20 protein-coding genes and 1 pseudogene are annotated in these 24146 nt (G+C 44.2%); 11 read left to right on the forward strand and 10 right to left on the reverse strand.

Annotated features, from left to right (window positions below):
* The first annotated feature begins 42 nt into the window (after positions 1-42).
* On the forward strand, positions 43-2085 hold the full coding sequence (gene prlC, locus RH40_RS01300) for an oligopeptidase A (RefSeq protein ID WP_009599453.1): 2043 nt from the start codon (positions 43-45) through the stop codon (positions 2083-2085).
* Between the two features lie 53 nt (positions 2086-2138).
* On the opposite strand, the gene RH40_RS01305 is transcribed toward prlC, so the two are convergent.
* From RH40_RS01305 to RH40_RS01320, 4 genes are all read right to left on the reverse strand, one after another.
* On the reverse strand, positions 2139-2588 hold the full coding sequence (locus tag RH40_RS01305; RefSeq protein ID WP_009599454.1) for a DoxX family protein: 450 nt from the start codon (positions 2586-2588) through the stop codon (positions 2139-2141).
* 17 nt (positions 2589-2605) lie between these two features.
* Positions 2606-3361 carry an HvfC/BufC N-terminal domain-containing protein gene (locus RH40_RS01310; protein ID WP_009599455.1) on the reverse strand — a complete coding sequence of 252 codons (756 nt, stop codon included), beginning with the start codon at positions 3359-3361 and terminating at the stop codon, positions 2606-2608.
* Entirely contained in the window at positions 3358-4212 is an 855-nt protein-coding gene (bufB, locus tag RH40_RS01315; protein WP_009599456.1) for an MNIO family bufferin maturase, read from the reverse strand. The genes RH40_RS01310 and bufB overlap by 4 nt, the downstream gene beginning before the upstream one ends.
* Before the next feature lie 71 nt (positions 4213-4283).
* Complete coding sequence (locus RH40_RS01320; protein ID WP_009599457.1) at positions 4284-4544, reverse strand: BufA1 family periplasmic bufferin-type metallophore; 261 nt, start codon at positions 4542-4544, stop codon at positions 4284-4286.
* A gap of 246 nt (positions 4545-4790) precedes the next feature.
* On the opposite strand from RH40_RS01320, the gene uvrD reads away from it, so the two are divergent.
* Entirely contained in the window at positions 4791-6965 is a 2175-nt protein-coding gene (uvrD, locus tag RH40_RS01325) for a DNA helicase II (protein WP_009599458.1), read from the forward strand.
* A gap of 655 nt (positions 6966-7620) precedes the next feature.
* Here uvrD and ggt read toward each other — a convergent pair.
* The 4 genes from ggt to rarD form a co-directional block, all read right to left on the reverse strand.
* The gene (gene ggt, locus RH40_RS01330) at positions 7621-9369 is read right to left on the reverse strand and encodes a gamma-glutamyltransferase (protein WP_009599460.1); all 1749 of its coding nucleotides are present in this window, start codon (positions 9367-9369) and stop codon (positions 7621-7623) included.
* A gap of 111 nt (positions 9370-9480) precedes the next feature.
* Positions 9481-10140 carry a LysE family translocator gene (locus RH40_RS01335; RefSeq protein ID WP_009599461.1) on the reverse strand — a complete coding sequence of 220 codons (660 nt, stop codon included), beginning with the start codon at positions 10138-10140 and terminating at the stop codon, positions 9481-9483.
* Positions 10141-10213: 73 nt separating this feature from the next.
* A complete protein-coding gene (locus RH40_RS01340) occupies positions 10214-11008 on the reverse strand; it encodes a helix-turn-helix transcriptional regulator (protein WP_009599462.1) in 795 nt (264 codons plus the stop codon).
* A 75-nt stretch (positions 11009-11083) separates the two neighbouring features.
* Positions 11084-11983, reverse strand: coding sequence for an EamA family transporter RarD (rarD, locus tag RH40_RS01345; RefSeq protein WP_009599463.1), 900 nt, complete (start codon positions 11981-11983; stop codon positions 11084-11086).
* Positions 11984-12217: 234 nt separating this feature from the next.
* Between rarD and recQ the strand changes: the two genes are divergently transcribed.
* The 3 genes from recQ to RH40_RS01360 all read left to right on the forward strand — a co-directional run bounded on the left by recQ (position 12218) and on the right by RH40_RS01360 (position 15192).
* The gene (recQ, locus tag RH40_RS01350; protein WP_009599464.1) at positions 12218-14056 is read left to right on the forward strand and encodes an ATP-dependent DNA helicase RecQ; all 1839 of its coding nucleotides are present in this window, start codon (positions 12218-12220) and stop codon (positions 14054-14056) included.
* On the forward strand, positions 14049-14369 hold the full coding sequence (locus tag RH40_RS01355; RefSeq protein ID WP_009599465.1) for a DUF3630 family protein: 321 nt from the start codon (positions 14049-14051) through the stop codon (positions 14367-14369). Before recQ ends, RH40_RS01355 begins: the two co-directional genes overlap by 8 nt.
* Positions 14370-14517: 148 nt before the next feature.
* A complete protein-coding gene (locus RH40_RS01360; RefSeq protein ID WP_009599466.1) occupies positions 14518-15192 on the forward strand; it encodes a 7-cyano-7-deazaguanine/7-aminomethyl-7-deazaguanine transporter in 675 nt (224 codons plus the stop codon).
* Between the two features lie 33 nt (positions 15193-15225).
* On the opposite strand, the gene gppA is transcribed toward RH40_RS01360, so the two are convergent.
* The gene (gppA, locus tag RH40_RS01365; protein WP_009599467.1) at positions 15226-16716 is read right to left on the reverse strand and encodes a guanosine-5'-triphosphate,3'-diphosphate diphosphatase; all 1491 of its coding nucleotides are present in this window, start codon (positions 16714-16716) and stop codon (positions 15226-15228) included.
* A 6-nt stretch (positions 16717-16722) separates the two neighbouring features.
* Positions 16723-18024: an ATP-dependent RNA helicase RhlB gene (rhlB, locus tag RH40_RS01370; RefSeq protein ID WP_009599468.1), complete on the reverse strand. Its 1302-nt coding sequence runs from the start codon at positions 18022-18024 to the stop codon at positions 16723-16725.
* Between the two features lie 112 nt (positions 18025-18136).
* Here rhlB and trxA point away from each other — a divergent pair, with 112 nt between their 5' ends.
* The 6 genes and pseudogenes from trxA (at position 18137) to fre (ending at position 23875) form a co-directional block, all read left to right on the forward strand.
* The gene (gene trxA, locus RH40_RS01375) at positions 18137-18463 is read left to right on the forward strand and encodes a thioredoxin TrxA (RefSeq protein WP_009599469.1); all 327 of its coding nucleotides are present in this window, start codon (positions 18137-18139) and stop codon (positions 18461-18463) included.
* Positions 18464-18662: 199 nt separating this feature from the next.
* Positions 18663-19922, forward strand: a complete 1260-nt coding sequence (gene rho, locus RH40_RS01380; protein ID WP_009599470.1) for a transcription termination factor Rho — start codon at positions 18663-18665, stop codon at positions 19920-19922.
* Positions 19923-20023: 101 nt separating this feature from the next.
* Positions 20024-21022 carry a hypothetical protein gene (locus tag RH40_RS01385; protein ID WP_009599471.1) on the forward strand — a complete coding sequence of 333 codons (999 nt, stop codon included), beginning with the start codon at positions 20024-20026 and terminating at the stop codon, positions 21020-21022.
* 94 nt (positions 21023-21116) lie between these two features.
* Positions 21117-22494: pseudogene (ubiD, locus tag RH40_RS01390) on the forward strand (4-hydroxy-3-polyprenylbenzoate decarboxylase); the annotation flags it as partial.
* 38 nt (positions 22495-22532) lie between these two features.
* Complete coding sequence (locus RH40_RS21275) at positions 22533-22973, forward strand: UbiD family decarboxylase (RefSeq protein WP_422636352.1); 441 nt, start codon at positions 22533-22535, stop codon at positions 22971-22973.
* 188 nt (positions 22974-23161) lie between these two features.
* The gene (gene fre / locus RH40_RS01395) at positions 23162-23875 is read left to right on the forward strand and encodes an NAD(P)H-flavin reductase (protein ID WP_009599473.1); all 714 of its coding nucleotides are present in this window, start codon (positions 23162-23164) and stop codon (positions 23873-23875) included.
* Positions 23876-24146: the final 271 nt, after the last annotated feature.

A 24146-nucleotide genomic window follows, 5' to 3' on the forward strand; every position in this document is an offset into this window, starting at 1 on the left:
GACGAGCGCGTCAGTTCGCTTGGCCAAAAAAAGGAATGATTTATGTCTAATCCACTTCTCAGCTTCACCGATTTGCCCCCTTTTTCTCAGATCAAGCCTGAGTATGTTAAGCCAGCCATTGAAGAGGCAATCGCTGATTGTCGAGCGACGATAGAGCAAGTATTACAAACCACAGGTGAGCCCAGTTGGGACAGCATCATTGCGCCCATAGAGCAGGTCAATGATCGTTTGAGTCGTATTTGGTCACCGATAGGCCATATGAATTCCGTGGTGAATAGCGAAGCCCTGCGAGAGGCTTATGAGAGCTGTTTGCCACTATTGTCTGAGTACGGGACTTGGGCTGGGCAACACAAGGGGCTATTTGAGGCTTATAAAACCATCAAGGCCAGTGAGGCGTTCTCAGCATTGACACAGGCGCAAAAGAAAACCATCAGTGATAGTTTGCGAGATTTTGAATTGTCAGGCATTGGGTTACCCGCCGATGAACAGCATCGCTATGGAGAAATCAGCAAACGTATGTCTGAGCTGGGGTCTAAGTTTTCTAACAATGTACTCGATGCAACCATGGGGTGGAGTAAACAGGTGACTGACGAAGCGTCGTTAGCGGGGATGCCGGAATCGGCATTAGCAGCCGCACAGGCCGCTGCGCAAGCGAAGGATTTAGAGGGTTACCTTTTGACTTTGGATATCCCCTCTTACTTACCTGTGATGACCTACTGCGATAATGCGGCGCTTAGGCAAGAAATGTATGAAGCTTATGTAACGCGCGCCTCTGATCGAGGGCCCAACGCGGGGCAATGGGACAATAGTGAAATCATCAACGAGTTACTTAAGCTACGTCACGAACTGGCTCGTATGCTTGGGTTTAACTCATACAGCGAAAAGTCACTCGCGACCAAGATGGCAGAAAACCCAGGTCAAGTACTTGGCTTTTTAAATGACCTTGCAACCAAAGCCAAACCGCAAGGTGAGCGAGAAGTTGAACAGCTGCGTCAATTTGCTAAAAATGAATACGGTGTTGATACGCTCAACCTTTGGGATATTGCTTACTACAGCGAAAAGCAAAAGCAGCACTTATTTAACATCTCTGACGAAGAGCTTCGTCCTTACTTCCCTGAGGACAAAGCGGTTTCTGGCCTATTTGAAGTACTCAAGCGTGTTTTCGGTATGACAGTGACTGAGCGACATGGCGTCGATGTGTGGCACGATTCAGTGAAGTTCTACGACATCACTGACAGCCAAGGTAAATTGCGTGGCAGTTTCTACTTGGACTTGTATGCGCGAGAGCATAAACGTGGCGGTGCATGGATGGATGAATGTCGAGTTCGTCGAACCACACTGGATGGTGAGCTTCAGCCGCCCGTGGCCTATTTAACCTGTAACTTCACTAAACCTGTTGGGGACAAGCCTGCTTTATTCACCCACAACGAAGTTGTGACTCTTTTCCACGAGACGGGCCATGGTATTCACCATATGTTGACTCAGGTTGAAACGGGTGCGGTCTCAGGCATCAATGGTGTTCCATGGGATGCGGTTGAATTACCAAGTCAGTTTTTAGAGAACTGGTGTTGGGAGGAACAGGCGCTTGCGTTTATTTCTGGTCACTATGAAACGGGTGAGCCACTACCTAAGGCGATGCTGGATAAAATGTTAGCAGCTAAAAACTTCCAGTCAGCGATGTTTATTTTGCGTCAATTGGAGTTTGGTTTGTTCGATTTTACTTTGCATACCGAGTTTGATCCGGAAGTCGGCCCTAAAGTATTGGAAACCTTGGCAGAGGTTAAAACCAAAGTTTCTGTCCTACCGAGCCTCGAGTGGAACCGCTTCTCACACAGCTTCAGTCATATTTTTGCTGGTGGCTATAGTGCAGGTTACTACAGCTATCTCTGGGCAGAAGTGCTTTCATCTGATGCTTTCTCTCGCTTTGAAGAAGAAGGTATTTTTAATACCGAGACTGGCAAAAGCTTCTTAAATCATATTCTTGAAATGGGGGGCAGCGAAGAACCGATGGAACTTTTCAAACGTTTTCGTGGCCGTGAACCTCAGATTGACGCATTACTGCGCCACAGTGGTATCGCAGCTTGATACTACTTTGATGATAAAAAGCTCCGCCGATGGGCGGAGTTTTTTTATGCTCCTCAAGTGAGTCTGTGTTTGAGGTACTTATCGACAGACAAGCCTCCTGCACCCCATACGGTGTTAACCAATAGCATTAGCCCCCACAATTGATGATCGTAAAAACCACCTGCCCATAATGTTGGGTATGACACGACTGCGATGATATTAAACACAAATAAAATCGCTGAAACAGGCCGAGTGATGACTCCGAGCGCCAATAACCCGGGGAGAATGAGCTCGGTGGCAGTGGCAAGGTATGCTGCTAGTTGCCAAGGGAGCAGTGGCACTTGGTATTCAAACTCGAATAAATACAGGGTGCTGTCCCAAGTGGCGACTTTCACTAACCCAGCATTAAAAAATACCCAAGCTACCCACAGGCGAGTAAAAAGGAGTAAGGCGGGGATAGCCAAAGCTTGAAATTGCGTGACGATAGCTTGATAGAATGAGACAGGCTGTTTTAGGCTTATCATAGTCGATTCCTTTCAGATTAGAGGTGGAAACCAGCGATAAGTTCATGCGCCAGTAGTGTTTGGAGTTCGCCCAGTAAATTCGAATCTAGCTCTGAGAGCGGGTGTCCACAAGCAAGGGCGTGGACAAGCTCAAATGCCGCCGAGTTAAGTGCAACAGACCAAGGTTTTCCTTGATTATTACAGCCAATGACCCCGGCTTGAGCCTGATAAAGATCAAGCGTACTGACGTCATTGGTGGTGATACCATGACGCAAAGAAAAGACCGCGTACTGGGAACGAAAACGAGTAATATTGGGAATGAGTTCAAACTGAACTCTGGCTTGTTGCTCAGGATTGAGATGAGCAAGATCGCTCAGGGGCCGACAGTGGGTTTCTTGGCGGTTTTGTACACAGCGCTGCTCAGCAAGATCAATCGCCCATTCAAACTCAGCCACTTCGACCAAGTAAGGGAACTCTTCCACAAGTGAGGTAAAATATTTAATTGAACGCGCAAAACCAGCGCCGTATTGATTGACATCACCATGGAGTAGTGGAACCGTCAGCACGTGATGACGGGCCAATTGAGCAAAGCATTCTTCGCCAACTAATTCTAATACAATAGGATAAGTTGCACTCAGGGCGTCACTGAGGCTAAGAATAAAGTTGTTACGGTAAATCTGTACTTTTTGCTCAGCATCAATGGTGTGACTACTTATATCACAGCTTTCGCCATCAGCCTCATAGTGCAAAGCGCGAATGAACTGTTTTTGTAGCTCTGCTAACGTCCGGCTCATGATGACCTCTCATTGATTTCCCACTGTTGCAATAACGTGCTCGCTTTATCGGCTTCATTGAGTAACACTTCGGGCTCTGGGATATCTTGATCCCACTCGATCAAGGTGTGACGAAGTCCGTAATGTTGGCAAAAAAAGGCAAACAGTTGCCAAACTTCGTCACTCACCGGTCGGCTATGGGTGTCTATCCAAACGGTGCCACCATCGAGCTCTTTCACCGTAAATCCAGCTAAGTGGATTTCTTCGACGGCATCACTGGGTATTGCGCGAAGATACTGATAGGCATCGAATCCATGATTAAATGCTGAGACGTGAATGTTGTTGAGATCGAGCAATAACCGACATTCGGTGCGCTTTTGCATTTCGGTTAAAAACTCCCACTCGCTTAGTGTGGAATGGTTGAAGGAAACGTAACTCGAAGGATTCTCGATCAGTAAAGGACGTTTTAATGCATCTTGGACTTGAAGAACATTATTGCAAAAAATATTGAGTGCTTCTTCGGTATAGGGGAGGGGCAGTAGATCATTCATGTAAACGCCTTGATGCTCGCTCCAACTTAAATGATCAGAGACAAACATGGGTTCTACTTCGTTGACCAAATGACGCAGTCTATCGACATGCTGGATGTTGACGCCTCCGGCGCTACCGAGAGATAAACCAATACCGTGACAACTGATCTGATAATCCTGACGTAGCTGGCGCAGGTCTTCACGCGCTGCTGAATAGGGTTGGAAATAGTTTTCGCTGTGAATTTCCAACCAACTAATTTGCGGCGTTTGATTTAAGAAAAATTGACTATGAGGTGAGCGAAGTCCAACTCCAACCATGGAGTGAAATTGAGAATATGACATACACACGTTTCCTTGGGTAAGAGTTGGGGGAGATGACCGCGTGCAATATAAAGACACACGGCACAATGTGTTTACGCTGATTCAGTGCTTCCGCCTGTTAGCTTGCCGCAAAGCCCTTTTGGTACGACAACAAAGGCATCGGATTGATTATCTTCTTTCGCTGTGCCTGCACACGAACTTGTCTTGGTTGCACAATCGTTTTTACCAGCTTTGGAAACGCCATAGCACTTTTCTTTTTCTGCTGCTAAGGCAGGAGCTGTCGTGAGCATAGTGCCACCAAGAGCAACAAGACTAGCGATAGTGGCAGTAACAGCAAGATTCGACTTTTTCATAACATGTTCCTTATATTTCTTGTGGTTTGTGATAGCACAAACAGACTTGGCTGTTTGTCTATCTAAAAAGAGAGAACTGAACTGAAAAAACTTTCAATAAAATGATGTTTTTATTTGTTTGATAATTTAAATGTATGTTTTTTAACAGTTAAAAAAAGTAAAAAATTATCGCTGCATGTCTAATATCACTAGGCCGTTTAGGTTATAATCACTTTCTATGTATAAATAACCAGTAGCTATTTCCCCATGATAGATCCCAATGCCTTAATCGATGGTTTGAACGAAAAACAGCGCGCTGCCGTAGCAGCACCAATAGAAAATTTGTTGGTTTTGGCTGGAGCAGGAAGTGGAAAAACACGGGTATTGGTGCATCGCATCGCTTGGCTTATGTCTGTCGAGGAAGCTTCACCTTTCTCTATTATGTCAGTAACCTTCACCAATAAGGCTGCGGCTGAAATGCGTGGTCGTATCGAAGAATTGATGATGGGCAGTGCATCAGGGATGTGGAATGGCACATTTCATGGCTTGTGTCATCGCATTTTACGCGCGCATTACTTAGACGCAAAACTTCCCGAAGATTTTCAAATTATCGACAGTGATGATCAGCAGCGATTATTACGTCGCCTGATTAAGGCACAAAACTTAGACGAGAAACAGTGGCCTGCTCGTCAGGTGAGTTGGTGGATTAACGGCAAAAAAGACGAAGGATTGCGCCCAAGTCATATCGATACTTTCAATGATCCTGTGACACAAACTTATCTGCAGTTGTATCGTGCTTATCAAGAAGCGTGCGATCGTGCAGGGCTGGTCGATTTTGCCGAGATCTTGCTACGAGCTCAGGAATTGTTGCGAGATAATAAACATATTCGTCAGCACTATCAGACGCGCTTTAAACATATTTTAGTTGATGAGTTTCAAGACACTAACAACATTCAATACGCGTGGTTAAGATTGATGGCGGGGCCAGATACTCATGTCATGATTGTGGGTGATGACGATCAGTCTATCTATGGATGGCGTGGGGCAAAAGTTGAGAATATTGAAAAGTTCACGGTTGAATTTCCAAGTGTTAATACCATTCGCCTTGAGCAAAATTACCGTTCAACCAAAACGATTCTCGACGCTTCTAATGCTTTGATCGCGAATAATACTGAGCGTATGGGCAAGGAGCTGTGGACCGATGGTTCTGCAGGAGAGCCTATTTCTGTTTACTCAGCCTATAACGAACTCGACGAGGCGCGTTTTGCGGTGAGTAAAATTAAAGAATGGCAGGAAAAAGGCGGGGTTTTGACCGATACCGCCATGCTGTATCGGAATAATGCTCAGTCACGCGTGCTGGAAGAGGCCTTAATTCAAGCAGGGTTACCCTATCGGATATATGGTGGGATGCGATTTTTTGAAAGGCAAGAAATTAAAGATGCTCTCAGTTATCTTCGTTTAATGGCGAATCGTAATGACGATGCTGCTTTTGAAAGAGTAGTCAACACGCCAACCCGAGGCCTCGGCGATAAAACCCTTGAGACGATACGTTTTGCAGCAAGAGATCGTGGTTGTACTTTGTGGAAAGCCAGTACATCGCTTTTAGAAGAGCAAGTCCTACCTGGGAGGGCTGCTGGTGCTTTAGGACGTTTTATTGAGCTCGTCCATGCACTGGAGGACGATACCAAAGAGATGTCACTGCACCAGCAAACCGACCATGTCATCAAATCGTCGGGTTTGTTTGCAATGTATGAGCAGGAAAAAGGCGAAAAATCAAAAGCACGAATTGAAAACTTGGAAGAATTGGTGACGGCAACGCGTCAATTTGAGAAGCCAGAAGAAGCTGAAGACATGCCTTTATTGACGGCATTTTTGACTCATGCAGCACTCGAAGCTGGTGAAGGCCAAGCGGATGAATTTGATGATGCGGTACAACTAATGACCCTTCATAGTGCGAAAGGATTAGAGTTTCCACTGGTCTTTATGGTTGGGGTTGAGGAGGGGATGTTCCCTAGTCAAATGTCTGCCGAGGAAGCTGGTCGATTAGAAGAAGAGCGTCGTTTGTGTTACGTGGGCATGACACGAGCTATGGAGAAACTTTATATTACTTACGCGGAAATGCGCCGCTTATACGGCCAAGACAAATATCACAAGCCTTCCCGCTTTATTCGAGAGCTACCAGAGGATTGCCTTGATGAAGTGCGCATGAAAGCCAAAGTGAGTCGCCCAGCAAGTTCAGGGCGTTTTAGCCAAAGTGTGGCCAAAGAAAGTTTCAATCAAACAGGGTTCAGCCTTGGTGCGCGCGTTATGCATCCTAAGTTCGGAGAAGGCACCATTATTAATTTTGAGGGTAGTGGACCACAAAGTCGAGTACAAGTCGCTTTTAATGGTGAAGGGATTAAATGGCTAGTGACAGCCTATGCCAAGCTAGAGCAATTGTAGGCGTGCATGCAGGTATGGAGCTGCAACCTCTATTTCACCAAAGAAAAAACCCCGAGGGCTTGCGCCCATCGGGGTTATAGTCTTACTCGCAGCAATCCGGCTACTTAAGGTGCTCCATGCATCTAGTCCTTGATAGTATGCTGATGTCCTTCAGCTTAGTCCTTTCGTCGCCATCCTAGCGGTGTCCTTGACCCTATCCTGGTCAGTCAACTTTCCTAGTTAACTCGCTTCGCTTGTTCCTTGAGCGGTGTCCTTTTCATCATCCTGATGAACAGTCCTTGCCTCATCCAGAGGTGTCCATTTCCCGTCCTTAGCAGTAATCATCCTGATTACTGTTGAATCCGTTCAATGTCCTATTTGCTTTCCATGCCGACAACTCTTCCTGAGCTACCGAATCTTCTTCCTGAAGATTACCTAATCCTTGGTAATTTCCTGTTCCGTGTCAGTATCCTTCCGACACGATTGATATTACGTGTTTAGAAATTTTCAGCAACGCTAAAATAATTTCTTTAGGAAAAATAATATGTTCATAATTCAGGCAATTCTTTTTTTATCAGATGCTTAGCTGGCAGTAATGGCATTTGTATCATCAAAAAAACGATATTTACGCACTTGCTTGTAAGAGATATCTCACAAGCAAGTGGGTTGATCGACGTTATTGACCAATTGCGACGCCTTCCCTTCTCGGATCCGCCGAACCCTGCAATTGACCTGCTTGAAGTAAAATCGCGTGAATGCCGGAGTTTAGATCACGTACATTAACCTTAAAGCCCATTTTTTCCAAAGGTGCTCTGAAGCTTTCTGCGTAGGTGCCTTGCTCAATATCAACAGTACCGAATCGGTTAAGAATATGAGGCTGATTAGTGGCCTGCTGGATATTCATGCCCCATTGAACATGAGAAATAATGGCTTGAGCCACATAGCCAATAATTCGGCTACCACCAGGAGAACCGATTGCCATATAGGGTTGACCCTCTTTCATAATGATAGTGGGTGCCATTGAGGAGCGAGGTCGTTTCCCTGGCTCGAGGCGGTTGGCAATTGGGCGACCCTCATTGTGAGTACGGAAAGAGAAATCAGTCAGCTCGTTATTGAGAAGAAAGCCATCGACCATAAGACGAGATCCAAAGGCGTTCTCTATCGTGGTGGTCATTGATACCACATTACCTTGTTTATCAACCACATTAAAATGACTGGTAGAAGGTAGCTCAATAGATTCATCCGGGCTTTGTTGCAAGGCATATTGCCATGGTGGTGTTCCTGCACTGGCTTGAGTCAATGCTTTTCCTGGCTTTATCAGTTCTGCCCTTTGTTTGAGATATTCCTTATCTAATAGTCCGTGTGTTGGCATAGGGACAAAGTCTTCATCAGCCATATACATGCCACGATCTGCAAAGGCGAGTAATGAGGCATCTGCAATGACTTGCCACGAATTGACGTTATTTGGTCCCCATTTTTTTAGGTCGAACTGCTCGGTGATTGAGAGGATTTGCCCTACAGTCAATGCCCCTGAGCTGGGTGGTCCCATGCCGCAAATATCATAGCTTTGATAGGCTGAACAAACCGGTTCGCGTTGTTTAATTGAGTATGCATCGAAGTCTTTTTGTGCAAGTACGCCCGGGTTACCAGTGGCATTTTGTACTGTTGCAATGATGTTTTTGGCTGTTTTGCCCTGATAGAATGCTTTGGCTCCATCATTAGCTACAGCAGAGAGCGTCGCGGCGTAGGCTGGGTTTTTCAGAACGGTTCCTGCGCTTTTGGCTGAGCCATCGTCATTGAAAAAGTAGGCCTTGGTGGTTGGAAAGCGACTTAATCGCTCGGCATCTTTTTCTATCAGGGTGGCAAGACGTGGGCTGATGGTGAAGCCTTGCTCTGCGACTTTGACCACAGGCTTGATAAGGTCTGCCCATTTCAACTGGCCGTATTTTTGGTGCGTATCCCAAAGTAATTGGATGGTTCCAGGGGTGGCCACAGATCGCCCACCGACAACGGCATCATAAAAATCGAGCGGGTTGCCTTTCTCGTCTTGGAACAGGGTTGGGGTTGCATCAAGAGGCGCCGTCTCTCGACCATCGAAGGTGGTCAACTTTTTCTGTTTGGCATCCCAATAGACCAAGAAAGCGCCACCTCCGATGCCAGAAGATTGGGGTTCAACTAAGCCGAGCATCAGCTGAGTTGTGACCATCGCATCAATCGCGTTTCCGCCTTGCGCTAGAATATCAGCACCAGCTTGAGTTGCCACTGGATTCGCTGCTGTTATCATCCAATCTTTTGCGGTAACGAGCTGTTTATTTTCAAAACCGCTGCTCGCTTCAGGTGCGACAGAGTCAGCCGCTTGGTCTGCCCATGAAGCGCAAGAGCTGGCCAATAAACTTACAGCCATTACCTTTAATTTCCACTGCATCACTTTCTCCTTTTTAATGAAACCGCCCCAGAGTGACAGCCCAGAAGGCGAAGGTCTAAAGTTTTGTGATAATTTCGTAATGATGTTTCAATTTTTTGATACTTTTCACAATTATGCAATATTGGAGAAAGTAGAAAATGACTGCCAAAGTATTGTGACACCGATAATGGTAAGCAGTAGGCCGCATAAACTATCGACATAAACGGTCATTGTGTTGACTTTGCGCTGCATTTTCGGTGTAGATAGAGCCCATGCGAGGAAAGAGAACCAGAAAAGAGCAAGTGACCATAAAATGATCAAAGCAACGCCTTTTCCTGTCAATGACATGGTTGCTGGAACCAAACTTGACATAAGGCTGACGAAGAATACAAGAGCCTTTGGGTTAAGAATACTGGTTGCTAACCCTTGAGAAAAAGCGCGACGTTTACTGCTTAGCTGCGGTTGTTCTGATACACTTTGAGTCTTACCTACGTTTCGATTTTTCCAACTGGCTTTCAGTGCTCCCCAACCGAGATAAAGTAAATAACTTCCACCTAAGATCTGCAGCAAAAGAAATAACAGCGGATGTTGTTGAATCAGATAGCTAATGCCCAATAAGCTAAAAACCGAATGGAGCAAAATCCCAAAAGATAAACCCAGGGCGATAAAAAGGCCTATTTGCCTTCCGTACCGTGATGTATTTTGCACGACTAAAGCGAAATCTGGTCCAGGGCTTAATAAACCAACAAAATGGACGAGGGCTAAGGTTGTTAAAATAGTGAATTCATTCATACTCAAACTCTGATAACGGAGAATGGGCATAGTGTCTCAACAAGACCAATAATAAGATTGTAAAAAATTGACACTAGCGAATTTGTGATGGATTGACACCATAGGTCGCTTTGAATGCTTTACTAAAATGCGCCTGATCGTAAAAGCCCACTTGATAGGCGACCTCAGTACCTCCTATCCCCATCTTGAGCAGTTTCATGCTTTGTTCCATTCGTAAACGGCAGAGCCATGCGTAGGGGGTTAATCCCATTTTGGCTTTGAAGTGGCGTTGAAACTGAGTTGGGCTTAGTTGGCACAGTTCCGAGAGCTGTTCTAGGCGCACGGGTTGGTCGATATTTGCGATTAAATATTCTTTTAGCGTAGCAATGGATTGATTACCTAAAGCGATGGCAGGTTTTTGCTCAATGTTGCTGTAATAGCGAAAGAGTTTTTCAAAACCCTCATAGGGTAGGCAATCTTGCGCAAGTTGGCAGACATTGTTGGTTTTTAGCGTTTGATGCAACCAGACCAACGACTGAAAAATATCTTTTTGAGCAACAATGATTTGTTTGAAGTGTATTAGCTCGCTGGGCTTTTTTAATTGGGCAAGACTGGTTAGCCATTCTGGCTCAAGTGAAAATACTCTGGTTTGGTAGCCTGACTTGAGCATAGATCGACCATCGTGAACTTCATCCGGAGGCATGATAACAAGTTGCCCTGAGCCAACCTGATGCTGCGTACCTTGATAGTGGAACTTTTGTTGACCGCCAACAATGAGGCCAATGTGAAAGTCAAGGTGATAGTGTCTTGTGAAGGCGAAGTCTTGATAGTCTGCTTCGATTAGACTGATCTTTTCGTTGGCCGTTGAATGATAATTAACAGTGTCCATAACTACAAAACCGAGTGACTGCCCTTTTAATTTTATAGTCAGTCACCTTGGTTGTCTTGTAAAAAAAGATCACGTCTAGCTACTTCTGCGCTTAGTGTTGCGTAAGCCATCAAAGCTGAATAAAACCAATGCAAGCCAAATAAAAGCGAATGTAATCGCTTTATCTGAGGTAAAGGGTTCTTGGTAGATGGAAACAGCGAGGATAAACATCAGACTTGGACCAATATATTGAAAAAAGCCTAATGTGGAAAATTTGAGTCGGGTTGCAGCCCCTGTGAAGCAAAGCAATGGTAGTGTGGTTACAATTCCAGCTGAAACCAACAACAGGTTGAGCGACCAAGAATTGTGGCTTAATTGAGACGTGGGAGTATCGGCAATAAAACCCAGATAAATGGCAGCAACAGGCAGTAAGACAAGTGTTTCGATAAAAAGACCAGCCACAGCCTCTAGGTTAATTTTTTTGCGAACCAGTCCGTAGAAGCCAAATGTGAGTGCTAAGGCAATGGCGACAATAGGGATGGAACCAAATACGAGCAATTGTACCAAGACCCCACAAGACGCCAAAAACACGGCTACCCACTGAAGTTTCCTGAGTCTTTCCCCTAAAAATAGCATCCCAAGCAGAACATTTAACAAGGGGTTGATGTAGTAGCCGAGGCTGGCATCAAGCATATGATCGGCGTTGACTGCCCAAATGAAAATAAGCCAATTCGCTGCCACTATGATGGCGGTACAGGCAAGGAGTAACAGTTTTTTGGGTGTTTTGAAAACGTCCCTTACACTCCGCCAGCGACGCCCAACATGGAGCAAGATTGCCAGCAAAAAAAACGACCAAAAAACGCGATGACTCAAAATTTCTAGCGGTGATACGTCTCCAAGAGCCTTGAAATAAATGGGGGCGACTCCCCACATTGTGTATGCGGCTACCGCAAGGATGACACCTTGTTTTGCTTTTTGTTGATCATCTTGGGTCATAACATCGCTCATTTCGAATTGATAAATTAGCTAAGTAGTATACTCAAATCACGCTATGATGCATTATTCATAATATTTTGATTTAGGTGCTGGCTCTGCAGCCCTATGAATGTGTCTACAGGGAGCTTAGATGAAATCGGTGTATAATTTGCGGTTTTATTCACTCTCAAACCTCTCTACAATGTGTCACTGGCATTGACGTCTATTTATTCTTCTATCCAATTGAGACCTTTCATGACTTCGACATCGTTTGTTTCGTTATCTTCAACAGAGCCTGTCACTGCACAAAGTATCCTCGAAAATATTTTTGGATATCAGAGCTTTCGTTGTGGGCAGCAAGAGGTGATCGAATGTGCGGTTACGGGGCAAGACAGCCTAGTGATTTTACCCACTGGTGGAGGGAAGTCGCTTTGTTACCAGATACCTGCATTGGTGCGCAGCGGTCTCACCTTAGTTATCTCGCCGTTAATTTCGTTGATGAAGGACCAAGTTGACCAACTGGTAGCAAATGGGGTTGCCGCTGGTTATGTCAACTCCACGATGGATCGTGAAGAGTTGGTCAATACCTACAAACGCATGAATGATGGTCATATTAAGCTGATTTATGTTTCTCCTGAGCGGGTGTTGATGCGAGACTTTATCGAGCGTTTGGATAATTTACCTCTTGCGATGATTGCTGTGGATGAGGCGCATTGTATTTCGCAATGGGGGCACGACTTTCGCCCTGAATACGCTTCTTTGGGACAACTAAAGCAACGATTTCCTTCTGTGCCTTTTATGGCTTTGACTGCAACTGCGGATGATGCGACGCGTAAAGATATTTTGCAAAGGTTGCAATTGAAAGAGCCTTTTAGTTACTTAGGCAGCTTTGATCGCCCTAATATTCGATACAATTTGATCGAGAAACATAAACCCGTCTCGCAAGTTGTCCGTTTTTTGGAGGGGCAAAGAGGCTGTAGTGGCATTATCTACTGCGGAAGTCGTAAAAAAGTTGAAATGCTAACAGAGAAACTCTGCAATAACGGGCTTCGAGCCGCCAGTTATCACGCAGGCTTGGATGTTGATGAACGAGCCTATGTACAAGACGCATTTCAACGTGATGATATTCAAATTGTCGTTGCAACCGTTGCATTCGGTATGGGCATTAATAAGCCAAACGTCCGTTTCGTGGTGCATTTTGATATTCCTCGCAATATCGAATCTTACTATCAAGAGACAGGCCGTGCAGGTCGCGATGGGCTGCCTGCAGAGGCGATGATGCTCTACGACCCTGCTGACATAGGTTGGTTGAGAAGAATGCTTGATGAGAAAGATGATGGACCACAAAAACAAGTTGAAGCACATAAGTTAAATGCGATGAGTGCGTTTGCTGAAGCTCAGACCTGCCGTCGTCAAGTGTTGCTCAATTATTTTGGTGAGTATCGCCATGAGCCTTGTGGTAATTGCGATATTTGCTTAGATCCACCGAAACATTTTGATGCAACGGAACAGGCTCGAAAAGCGTTGTCTTGTGTATATCGTGTCAATCAGAGTTTTGGTATGGGTTATGTGGTTGAAGTATTGCGTGGCATGCAAAATATCCGTATTCGTGAAAATGGCCACGATAAGTTATCGACTTATGGGTTAGGGCGAGACAATAGTCATGATTATTGGGTGAGTATTTTTCGTCAATTAGTGCATAAAGGGTTGCTCTTCCAGAATATTACCCGTAATTCAACATTACAATTAACGGCCGAGGCTCGCCCCCTGCTTCGGGGTGAAATAAATCTGGAGTTGGCGGTTCCTCGTCTTGATACGGCAACTCGGGCAGCAAAATCAGACAAACTGTCGAGTAAGAACTACGACAAGAAGTTATTTGCCAAACTGCGCAAGTTACGTAAAGCCATCGCAGATGAGGATGGTTTGCCACCCTATGTTGTCTTTAACGATGCCACCTTGATTGATATGGCTGAGATATTGCCGACTTCTTACGGAGAAATGTTGGCTGTTAATGGCGTTGGGCAAACAAAGTTGGATAAATACGCAGATCCATTTCTAGATTTGATTCAGGAGCACTTGACTCATCATGGTTAATAACAAAAAAGAACAACGATTTGGTTTGGATGCATACTTGCCAGAGCAAGGTCGGATTATAATTAATGCTCCAGATTTTGACTTTGATAGTTTTCCAGCATTGGCAGAGCGTCTATTACGATTACTTTCTGCTACAGCGTTAGAAAAGCAATGTGATGCGGATATTCATTCTTGGCTTATCGATTTTGAAGGATGTCATATGCTGCTCAAAGCAGAGCACTATAGTGAGAGTGTTTGGCTTGAGGCACTCTCTATCAAAGAGTCGCAAGATGAATTTAATTTTCTAGCAAAACTCTTTGCCGACGGCTTTTAGAACAAGCGTATTGTGCAGGCTTGCTGAGCGTGTTGATTAATGTATAATCGCTGGCTGCTAAATGCGTTTGTTTAATCTTTGTTCTGAATAATATTCAACATGCTTCATTTGGGTTCCCTCCCCCCAAATCAAATTAAAAAGGTCTATCATGAGTCAATTTTCTTCTTCTCAGCAGCAAAAAGCGCTACTTTTTCTTGCCTCTTTTCATTTAATTATCATCGCATCGAGCAATTATTTGGTGCAATTACCTTTCACTCTTTTTGGTTTACATACCACATGGGGCGCATTTACGTTCCCTTTTATTTTTCTTGCCACTGATCTAACCGTACGTATTTTTGGTGCTCAACTAGCGAGAAGGATTATTTTCTGGGTAATGCTCCCAGCGCTGGTGGTTTCTTATCTTCTGTCAGTGTTATTTTATGAGGGGCAGTATCAAGGATTAGCACCTCTGAGTGAATTTAATTTGTTTGTTGCACGTATCGCTGGCGCGAGTTTTATGGCGTATTTGTTAGGGCAAATTTTGGATGTTCATGTGTTTAATCGCTTACGTCAGCTCAAACAATGGTGGATAGCACCGACATGCTCAACCTTGATTGGTAATGCTCTCGATACTTTGGCTTTTTTTGCTATCGCATTTTATCAAAGTCCAGACGCTTTCATGGCGCAACATTGGCCTGAAATCGCTTTGGTTGATTATGGCTTTAAATTGGTGATAAGCCTTGGGCTGTTCGTGCCAATGTATGGTGTATTACTTAATTACTTGGTTCGAAAGCTTACGGCGGTAAATCCTGACTTTACTCTCGCGCAAAATAAAATCTATTAATGAAAAAGCCCGAATTCATCGGGCTTTTTTGTGTCATCTTTCGATTACCTCTAAAGGCCAGCCAATATCGCTTTGGCGGTTTGATTCAATTTCTAACTCTGCAGCGGTTAGGGGGTTCTTATCAAGCCAACCGGCTTCTACGATGAGTGTCAATCTGTCTTCGTCTGAACTAAGGCGTATAGTGGGTTCTAAGTCTGGGCTTCGCCTATGGGTCAGCAGTACGGCTAATCGCAAGATACGCAATACTCGTTTAGCGCTGGTCGCAGATAACGCATGTTGTTCAGGTAGTGAAGTTAAATGATCACGATATCGCCGTGCTAACTCAGCCAGAAGGTGTTTTTGTGCGCGTGTAAAGCCCGGTAACTCTAAATTTTGGATCAAATACGCGCTGTGCTCTCCCCCTTTTTTGAAATCAATGGCAAGGCCAAGTTCATGAAGCTTGGTGACACTATCAAGTAGTATCAGAGCATGAGGCTCTGGGAGCCAATCTGGTTGGCATGTTGCAGCAAGCTTTTTTGCCATAGCGGCTACTTGCAATCCGTACGCGACATCAATTTGATAGCGGGCTTGAGTACTATTGATTGTGCGGGCGCGAATATCATCTTGCTTGAGCTCCTCCACCATTTCGTACACGATTCCTTCACGAAGCGCGCCACCTGCCAATGTCATTGATTCAATCTCAAGTAACTCAAAAACAGCAATCAAAATGGACAGTCCACTTGGAAAAACAAGAGCTCTCTCTAGGGTGAGTCCTTCGATTTCAAGTTCTTCCAAGTGATCAGCACGCATGGCCTGTTTTTGTAATCGTCTTAGCTTGGTCAGAGTGATTACTTCATCCATGCCTTGCGCGAGCATGATTTCTTGTAAAGCTTGTACGGTACCAGATGCTCCTACGCATATATCCCAACCAATATCCGTATATTGCTGTAAAATAGGCTGGAGCGTTTGTTTGGCGGATTCAATGGCATTGTTGAAGTTAATGCTGTTGAGCTGACGGTCTTTAAAATGGCTTTCTAGCCAAGTCACGCATCCCATTTTCAAACTGGTCAATGCCCTAGCTTCAAATCCCTCACCTATGATGAGCTCGGTGCTGGCACCGCCAATATCAACCACTAGACGTCGACCGCTACCACCTGAGGTATGCGCTACTCCTCTGTAAATAGTGGCCGCTTCTTCTTCACCACAAATGACATCTATATTGTGACCAAGTATAGCGTTGGCTTTGGTTAAAAAAGTGTCTACATTATTCGCAGTTCGCAGTGTTGCCGTTCCAACAATTTTGATATTTTCGGGTGGAATATCTTGCAGTCGCTCTGCGAAAAGGCTTAAGCAATCCCACCCTCGTTGCATGGCTTCTTGACCCAACAGATTATTTTCGTCTAAGCCTGCGGCAAGTCGCACTTTGCGCTTTATTTTTGCCATGGTTTGTACACTGCCATCTACATGGCGAACAACGAGCATATGAAAACTGTTCGACCCAAGGTCGATGGCGGCATAAAGTGGAGATGAAATTGCTTGATACATAGGGTACTAAGATTCCTTATGTTGACGAGGACGAGAGCGATGATTACTGCGACGCTGGCCAGACCTTGAACCACCAGTATTCGTTCTTCTCTGCTGCTGACGGTGAGTACGGAGACGCAGTGGCGCAGGCAAATCTGGAATTAGTGCGCTAGGGTCGTATTCAGAAACTGGAATAGTGTGCTCAATATACTCTTCAATGGCAGGTAAGTTGACGGCATAGTCTTCACAAGCAAAACTTACAGAGTGGCCACTTGCTCCAGCGCGACCAGTACGACCGATTCGATGGACATAGTCTTCGCAGTCATCGGGAAGATCATAGTTAAATACGTGTGTCACTTGAGGAATATGCAAACCTCTCGCGGCGACGTCAGTCGCAACTAATATATCCACGTCACCACGCGTAAATTGCTCTAATATACGCTCACGCTTTTTCTGCGGCACATCTCCGGTAAGTAAGCCTACCCGATGTTCATCTGCGGCTAGGTGACCCCATATAGATTCACATTTGTGCTTAGTGTTGGCAAAAATAATGGCTCTATCTGGCCACTCCTCTTCGATTAAAGTCTGCAAAAGAGGCATTTTATGCTCATTGGATGGATAGAAGAGCTCTTCCTGTATGCGGTGTCCTGTTTTCTGTTCAGGTTCTACAACCACATGCTCTGGATTATGCATATGTTCAAAAGCTAACTCTTGAACACGGTAAGACAGTGTTGCCGAGAACAACATGTTTAGACGGTCCTTTGGCTCTGGCATTCGTCTGAACAAAAAGCGAATATCTTTTATAAAGCCCAAATCAAACATTCTATCGGCTTCATCAAGCACAACAGCTTGGATGTGATTCAGATTAAAGACGCGTTGTTTGTAAAAATCAATAATGCGCCCTGTGGTTCCGATAAGGATATCCACGCCGTCTTCAAGTTTCGCTAATTGCTTCTCATAGCTTTCACCACCATATGCAAGTGCCGTACGGATGCCGGTACTTTCTCTAAGTGGTTTGGCATCATTGTAAATCTGTATTGCCAGTTCTCTCGTCGGTGCCATGATAATGGCGCGCGGTTGAGTTACTTTACGACCTGTGTGCTCAGGTACATTAAGTAAGTGATTAAAAGTAGCAGTTAAGAAAGCTAAAGTCTTTCCTGTGCCCGTCTGGGCTTGACCTGCGATATCTTGGCCGGTGAGCAGTACCGGCAACGCCAAGGCTTGAATTGGGGTACAAAAATTGAACCCCTTGTTCATCAAACCTGTAACGATTTGAGGGTGTAAATTCAAATCGGCGAACTTTTGCTCTGTGATATGTGTCTTTTTCATAGCTATAGAATATCAGCTTACGCTTGCAATACGAAAGTAAATACATTCCAATAGGGCATCTTAATACTGGTTATCATCAAACCAGTTCCGAAAAAACACACTGGAGTGGAAGATGAGTGATAAGATTTTGCAGCTAACTGATGATGGTTTTGAAAACAGTGTAATTAATGCTGCAGGCCCGGTACTTGTTGATTTTTGGGCAGAATGGTGTGGTCCTTGTAAGATGATTGCGCCAATTTTGGATGAAATCGCTGATGAATACGAAGGCAAACTCACTATCGGTAAATTGAATATTGATCATAACGCGGGTACTCCACCTAAATTTGGAATTCGCGGTATTCCGACGTTACTTTTGTTTAAAGATGGCAACGTTGCAGCGACAAAAGTGGGAGCTTTGTCAAAAACTCAGTTAAAAGAGTTTTTGGATGCAAACCTATAAAGATTGTTAAAAACATACCGTGTATTAATAGAAATACACGGTTCTGTTTATGGACACTAACTAGATCTAGACTAAACTGTGAAAGAGTGTTAACTTATCTCACGTAAATTAAACAAGTCCTCTTCTTGGTCGAGCCTGTGACCATATTTATCTCAACTAAATAACAGATCCTATTTTGACTAAAAAAGTATCAACCACCATGAATCTAACAGAACTGAAGAACAGACCAGTGTCTGATCTCGTCAAACTTGGCGAAAGCTTGGGCCTTGAGAATCTTGCTCGCCTGAGAAAGCAAGATATTATCTTCGCAATTTTGAAAGCACACGCTAAGAGCGGCGAAGATATATTCGGCGACGGGGTTCTGGAAATACTTCAAGACGGCTTTGGCTTCTTGCGTAGTGCGGACAGCTCTTATTTGGCAGGTCCTGATGACATTTATGTATCACCCAGCCAGATCCGACGCTTTAACCTTCGCACTGGTGACTCAATTGCGGGTAAAATTCGTCCACCAAAAGATGGTGAGCGATACTTTGCGTTATTGAAGGTGAATACGGTTAATGATGACAAACCAGACAACGCTCGCAACAAGATTCTCTTTGAAAACTTAACACCGCTACATGCGAATGAGCGCATGGTCATGGAGCGTGGTAATGGTTCAACAGAGGACATTACCGCCAGAGTGCTAGATTTGGCTTCACCTATTGGTAAAGGTCAGCGAGGCTTGATTGTTGCACCGCCTAAAGCGGGTAAGACAATGCTATTGCAAAACATTGCTCAAAGCATTGCCTATAACCACCCAGAATGCGAGTTGATGGTACTTCTTATTGACGAGCGTCCTGAGGAAGTGACTGAAATGCAGAGGCTGGTGAAAGGTGAAGTTGTGGCTTCAACATTTGATGAGCCTGCATCACGTCACGTTCAAGTTGCTGAAATGGTGATTGAGAAAGCTAAGCGTCTGGTTGAACACAAGAAAGATGTCGTTATTCTGCTTGATTCGATAACTCGATTGGCAAGGGCTTACAACACTGTGGTCCCTTCTTCAGGAAAAGTATTAACTGGTGGTGTAGATGCTAATGCTTTACATCGTCCCAAACGTTTCTTTGGTGCTGCTCGAAATGTTGAAGAGGGTGGTAGTTTGACGATTATCGCAACTGCACTGGTTGATACAGGTTCGAAAATGGATGAGGTAATTTACGAAGAGTTTAAAGGTACAGGTAATATGGAGCTGCACCTTAATCGTAAGATTGCTGAAAAACGTGTTTTCCCTGCGATTGATTTTAATCGTTCAGGTACCCGTCGTGAAGAATTACTCACTAAGAACGATGAACTACAAAAAATGTGGATTCTGCGTAAAATTGTCCATCCAATGGGAGAGATCGATGCCATGGAGTTTTTGATCGACAAATTGGCAATGACGAAAACGAATGATGAGTTCTTTGATGCAATGCGTCGACAGTAGGGACTAGCTTCACGACAAACGCCACCCCAAAGGGTGGCGTTTTTGTTTGCAATCTTTGCTAAGACAAAGCACAATGAAGTGAATGTTAAAAGGAGGTTAACATGCAACAAGGAATGTTGTCGTCGGTTCTCCTACTCAGTGCACTTTTGATTTGTGTTCCTAATGCCTCATCGATAGAGATGTTGAAATTAGATGCTGAGCAATGGCTTAGTGAGCCACAATTGCAACACAAAACGACAGAACTTTATCAGCGTATCATTGATGAAGACATCGATGGTTTAAACTTTGCGCTACAAAGATTATCTCTCCCTGCTCAGGAAGTGGTTCGGTACCTTCTGCTCAAGAAAGTAGAGCAGCAAAAAATTCCTTTATCGACACGCATGGCACTTTTTGTTGAGCAACAAAAATTGATTTCTCCCACCTATCACATCATACAACGAGGGGATGGCTATGAACTTTCTGTTCCCGCTTTTAACTACCCTGCAATCGCATTTCGTTTGCTGAAGCACTGGCAGAATAATAAAGATACCTTGGCATTTATTCTCGATGCTGAGCGAGAAGATCTCAATTTGAAGCAATGGTTGACTGGAGATGAATACGAACTCAAGGAACGTGAAGACCTCTTGATTAGAGAATTAGATACTCTAAGTCCTAATGCTGTCAAAGTGCTCGTTAAGCAAATTACTTCAGAAGTAGTGATCAGCTGGTTACCTTCATCTCAAGTGATGGTGCGTTTGGCTCAAGTCAGTCAAAATAAGGAAATTTATCGGCTCTTGTGGTTGATGAGGGTGGATTTCGCGATTGAATCCGAGCTGATTCGACTGGCTAAATCCCAAAAGAGTTCTGCTCTTGAACAAGTTATGCTTGCCGCCAGTAGCAATCCTGGTCTTAAAAATTTGGCGATTAAAGAGCTTACCCAACTAAAGCCAATACCAGCCCAAGTGAAGCAATTTTTAGTGGCTTTGATGTCTGGCTCCGACGATGCGAGGTTCGTTGCGAATGAACTTGTGCGTCACGGTTACTCAACTTGGCTTGAGGAGCTGGTCGCCACCAATCAGTCGATACATGCCAATATAATCTTGAGTGTGATCGCCCAGTAACTTGATAACATATAACACAAGCTGAAAAAGAGAGATCTTGCGATCTCTCTTTTTGATATACTGCCTGCAGATTAACCAAATAACTGTTAGTTCTATGAGTTTTAAGAATTTGCGCGATTTTATCGTACATTTAGAAAAAGAAGGGAAGCTAAAACGGATCTCTGCTTCCATCGACCCACACTATGAAATGACGGAAATTAGTGACCGTGTTTTAAGACAAGGCGGTCCGGCGCTTTTGTTTGAGAATCCAGTTGGCTATGACATGCCTGTACTGACCAATCTCTTTGGTACGCCAGAGCGAGTGGCTATTGGTATGGGACGAGAAAATGTCAAAGAGCTGCGTGAGGTAGGGAAACTGCTGGCTTATTTGAAAGAGCCAGAACCTCCAAAAGGCTTTAAAGATGCTCTAGAGAAGTTGCCTGTGTTTAGGCAGGTCTTGAATATGCCCGCAAAAAGGGTTCGTAAAGCACCTTGTCAGGAAATAATATGGCAGGGTGAAGAGGTCGATTTGGATAAAATCCCTGTGATGAGCTGTTGGCCAAAAGATGTTGCTCCGCTTTTAACTTGGGGTTTGACTGTCACTAGGGGACCAAATAAGAAGCGACAAAATCTCGGTATTTATCGTCAACAAAAGATAGCTAAAAACAAAATTATCATGCGTTGGCTTGCTCACCGAGGTGGGGCTTTAGACTTGAGGGACTGGATGGAAACAAATCCAGGAGAGCCTTTCCCTATATCCGTTGCCTTTGGTGCTGATCCTGCCACCATTTTGGGAGCTGTCACGCCCGTACCAGATACACTATCAGAGTATGCTTTTGCAGGACTATTACGAGGCAAGAAGACAGAGGTTATTAAGTCGGTGAGCAACCATCTAGAGGTTCCCGCGAGTGCCGAAGTGGTTTTAGAAGGCTACATCGATCCCTCGGAGTATGCGGAAGAGGGACCTTATGGTGATCATACGGGATATTACAACGAAAAAGAGTCTCATCATGTTTTTACCATCACTCACATTACGATGCGGCGAGATCCAATTTATCACAGTACATATACCGGAAGACCGCCCGATGAACCAGCTGTTCTTGGAGTTGCGTTGAATGAAGTCTTTGTACCGATTTTGCAAAAGCAATTCCCGGAAATAGAAGACTTCTATCTTCCTCCTGAAGGATGCTCTTATCGAATGGCTGTTGTCACTATAAAGAAGCAGTACCCCGGGCACGCAAAGCGTATAATGATGGGGGTTTGGTCATTTCTTCGTCAGTTTATGTACACTAAATTTGTTGTCGTTTGTGATGCGCAAGTCAATGCGCGAGATTGGAATAGTGTCATTGAAGCTATGACTCAACATATGGATCCAATTAAAGACAGTTTATTTATTGATAACACGCCGATTGATTCGCTTGATTTTGCTTCTCCAGTTGTTGGTTTAGGGTCAAAAATGGGCCTAGATGCGACCATTAAATGGTCTGCAGAGAAGAGTGAACCCAGTGAATCTGACAAAGACAGCACAATTTTGGATGAAAGCGTTATTCACCGACTGAAAAAAGAGCATTCCGAGATCATTGATCTTTATATTCCACCGGCAGCAGTCAGTAGTGGCTTGGTGATTTTTTCGATGGAGAAGCGTACCGCAGGTCATGCTTTGGATATTGCAGAGCAGGTTGGTAAAGCACTGTTTGAGTATGGAAGACCAAAGTTTATTTTTGTCTGTGATAATGATGTTGATGTTCGAGATTGGAACGATATTATCTGGGCCATGACGACACGAATGGATCCCGAACGAGACTCTCGTCAAGTGAAGACTGTAGATGGCGAAAATGCTTTTATTGTGTTGGACGCTAGCAACAAATTTCAAGGTCAAGAAGTTGACCGAGAATGGGGAGAGCCTATTAAAAAGGATCCCACTTTGGTAAAAAAAATTGACGATTTGTGGGATGAATTAAACATTATATAGATGGATTAATTTTTCTTAAAAGCTGACGTAAAACGCAATGCTGTAGTAGAGAGCACAATAATTGTTCTTGCTCTGCATCGTATAAACTTGTAGTTTTTGTGACTTCGGTAAATAAGAAAGACGTTATATATCGTCTCGATTAGACAAATGTTAATACTCGCTATAATGGAGTGAGTGAGAGGAATAAAATGACAATTGAATGTGAAGTAAAGTCGATTGAGGCACTGGCTTGTAATACTTACCGAATCTTATTGCATCCGGAAAACCCCGTCAGTTTTAAAGCTGGCCAGTATCTGATGGTGGTTATGGGAGAAAAGGACAAGAGACCATTTTCTATTGCAAGCAGCCCATGCCGCCATCAAGGAGAGCTTGAGCTCCACATCGGTGCGGCTGAGCATAATGCGTATGCCTATGAGGTTGTGGAGGCAATGAAAGTTGCGCATCAAAATAATGGAAAAATAACAATAGATGCACCACACGGTGATGCTTGGATAAGAGAAGGTCAAACAAGACCCATCTTGTTAATTGCCGGAGGCACGGGATTTAGCTATGTACGCTCGATACTCGACCATTGCTTGGCACAGAATGTTACCAATGACATTTTTCTCTATTGGGGTGGAAGAGATGAGCGACAGTTATATGCGTGCAGTGAGATCGAGGAAATAACCAAGCTGAAAAGCAATGTACATTTTATTCCTGTTGTTGAAGAGAGCAACGATGCTTGGAGTGGAAGAGTTGGGAATGTATTGCAGGCCATTGAAGATGACTTTGTTTCTCTGTCTGAATACGACATCTATATAGCAGGTCGTTTCGAAATGGCGGGTACGGCTCGTGAAAAATTTACTCTAATGAAAGGAGCAAAAGCGGATCATATGTTTGGTGATGCGTACGCTTTTATTTAGATTGCAATATAGATTTAGAAAAGGAGCTTATCGCTCCTTTTTTCTTTTGAGTAAAAATTAATCGAGTGATGCCTTTTTCCATTTTATGAGTAAAAAAAGCTTGCTCTCATAGATGTATTCCCTATAATCAACGGCCGCTAAGATGTGGCTGTTGGTAAAGCTCAGTACGTATATTAGCAAGATCCAAAGTAGCCTTGTTTTTAAAGCAAAAGTTTTAAAATAAAATTCAAAAAAGTGTTTGACACTTTCAGTTGAATCGATAGAATGGCTG

It is taken from the genome of Vibrio caribbeanicus ATCC BAA-2122, from assembly GCF_000165125.1.
GTDB lineage: Bacteria > Pseudomonadota > Gammaproteobacteria > Enterobacterales > Vibrionaceae > Vibrio > Vibrio caribbeanicus.

Excerpts from the sequence above, each read along its gene's own strand:
- prlC (WP_009599453.1), top strand. The coding sequence starts at position 43 with ATGTCTAATCCACTTCTCAGCTTCACCGATTTGCCCCCTTTTTCTCAG.
- RH40_RS01305 (WP_009599454.1), bottom strand. The coding sequence starts at position 2,588 with ATGATAAGCCTAAAACAGCCTGTCTCATTCTATCAAGCTATCGTCACG.
- RH40_RS01310 (WP_009599455.1), bottom strand. The coding sequence starts at position 3,361 with ATGAGCCGGACGTTAGCAGAGCTACAAAAACAGTTCATTCGCGCTTTG.
- bufB (WP_009599456.1), bottom strand. The coding sequence starts at position 4,212 with ATGTCATATTCTCAATTTCACTCCATGGTTGGAGTTGGACTTCGCTCA.
- RH40_RS01320 (WP_009599457.1), bottom strand. The coding sequence starts at position 4,544 with ATGAAAAAGTCGAATCTTGCTGTTACTGCCACTATCGCTAGTCTTGTT.
- uvrD (WP_009599458.1), top strand. The coding sequence starts at position 4,791 with ATGATAGATCCCAATGCCTTAATCGATGGTTTGAACGAAAAACAGCGC.
- ggt (WP_009599460.1), bottom strand. The coding sequence starts at position 9,369 with ATGCAGTGGAAATTAAAGGTAATGGCTGTAAGTTTATTGGCCAGCTCT.
- RH40_RS01335 (WP_009599461.1), bottom strand. The coding sequence starts at position 10,140 with ATGAATGAATTCACTATTTTAACAACCTTAGCCCTCGTCCATTTTGTT.
- RH40_RS01340 (WP_009599462.1), bottom strand. The coding sequence starts at position 11,008 with ATGGACACTGTTAATTATCATTCAACGGCCAACGAAAAGATCAGTCTA.
- rarD (WP_009599463.1), bottom strand. The coding sequence starts at position 11,983 with ATGACCCAAGATGATCAACAAAAAGCAAAACAAGGTGTCATCCTTGCG.
- recQ (WP_009599464.1), top strand. The coding sequence starts at position 12,218 with ATGACTTCGACATCGTTTGTTTCGTTATCTTCAACAGAGCCTGTCACT.
- RH40_RS01355 (WP_009599465.1), top strand. The coding sequence starts at position 14,049 with ATGGTTAATAACAAAAAAGAACAACGATTTGGTTTGGATGCATACTTG.
- RH40_RS01360 (WP_009599466.1), top strand. The coding sequence starts at position 14,518 with ATGAGTCAATTTTCTTCTTCTCAGCAGCAAAAAGCGCTACTTTTTCTT.
- gppA (WP_009599467.1), bottom strand. The coding sequence starts at position 16,716 with ATGTATCAAGCAATTTCATCTCCACTTTATGCCGCCATCGACCTTGGG.
- rhlB (WP_009599468.1), bottom strand. The coding sequence starts at position 18,024 with ATGAAAAAGACACATATCACAGAGCAAAAGTTCGCCGATTTGAATTTA.
- trxA (WP_009599469.1), top strand. The coding sequence starts at position 18,137 with ATGAGTGATAAGATTTTGCAGCTAACTGATGATGGTTTTGAAAACAGT.
- rho (WP_009599470.1), top strand. The coding sequence starts at position 18,663 with ATGAATCTAACAGAACTGAAGAACAGACCAGTGTCTGATCTCGTCAAA.
- RH40_RS01385 (WP_009599471.1), top strand. The coding sequence starts at position 20,024 with ATGCAACAAGGAATGTTGTCGTCGGTTCTCCTACTCAGTGCACTTTTG.
- fre (WP_009599473.1), top strand. The coding sequence starts at position 23,162 with ATGACAATTGAATGTGAAGTAAAGTCGATTGAGGCACTGGCTTGTAAT.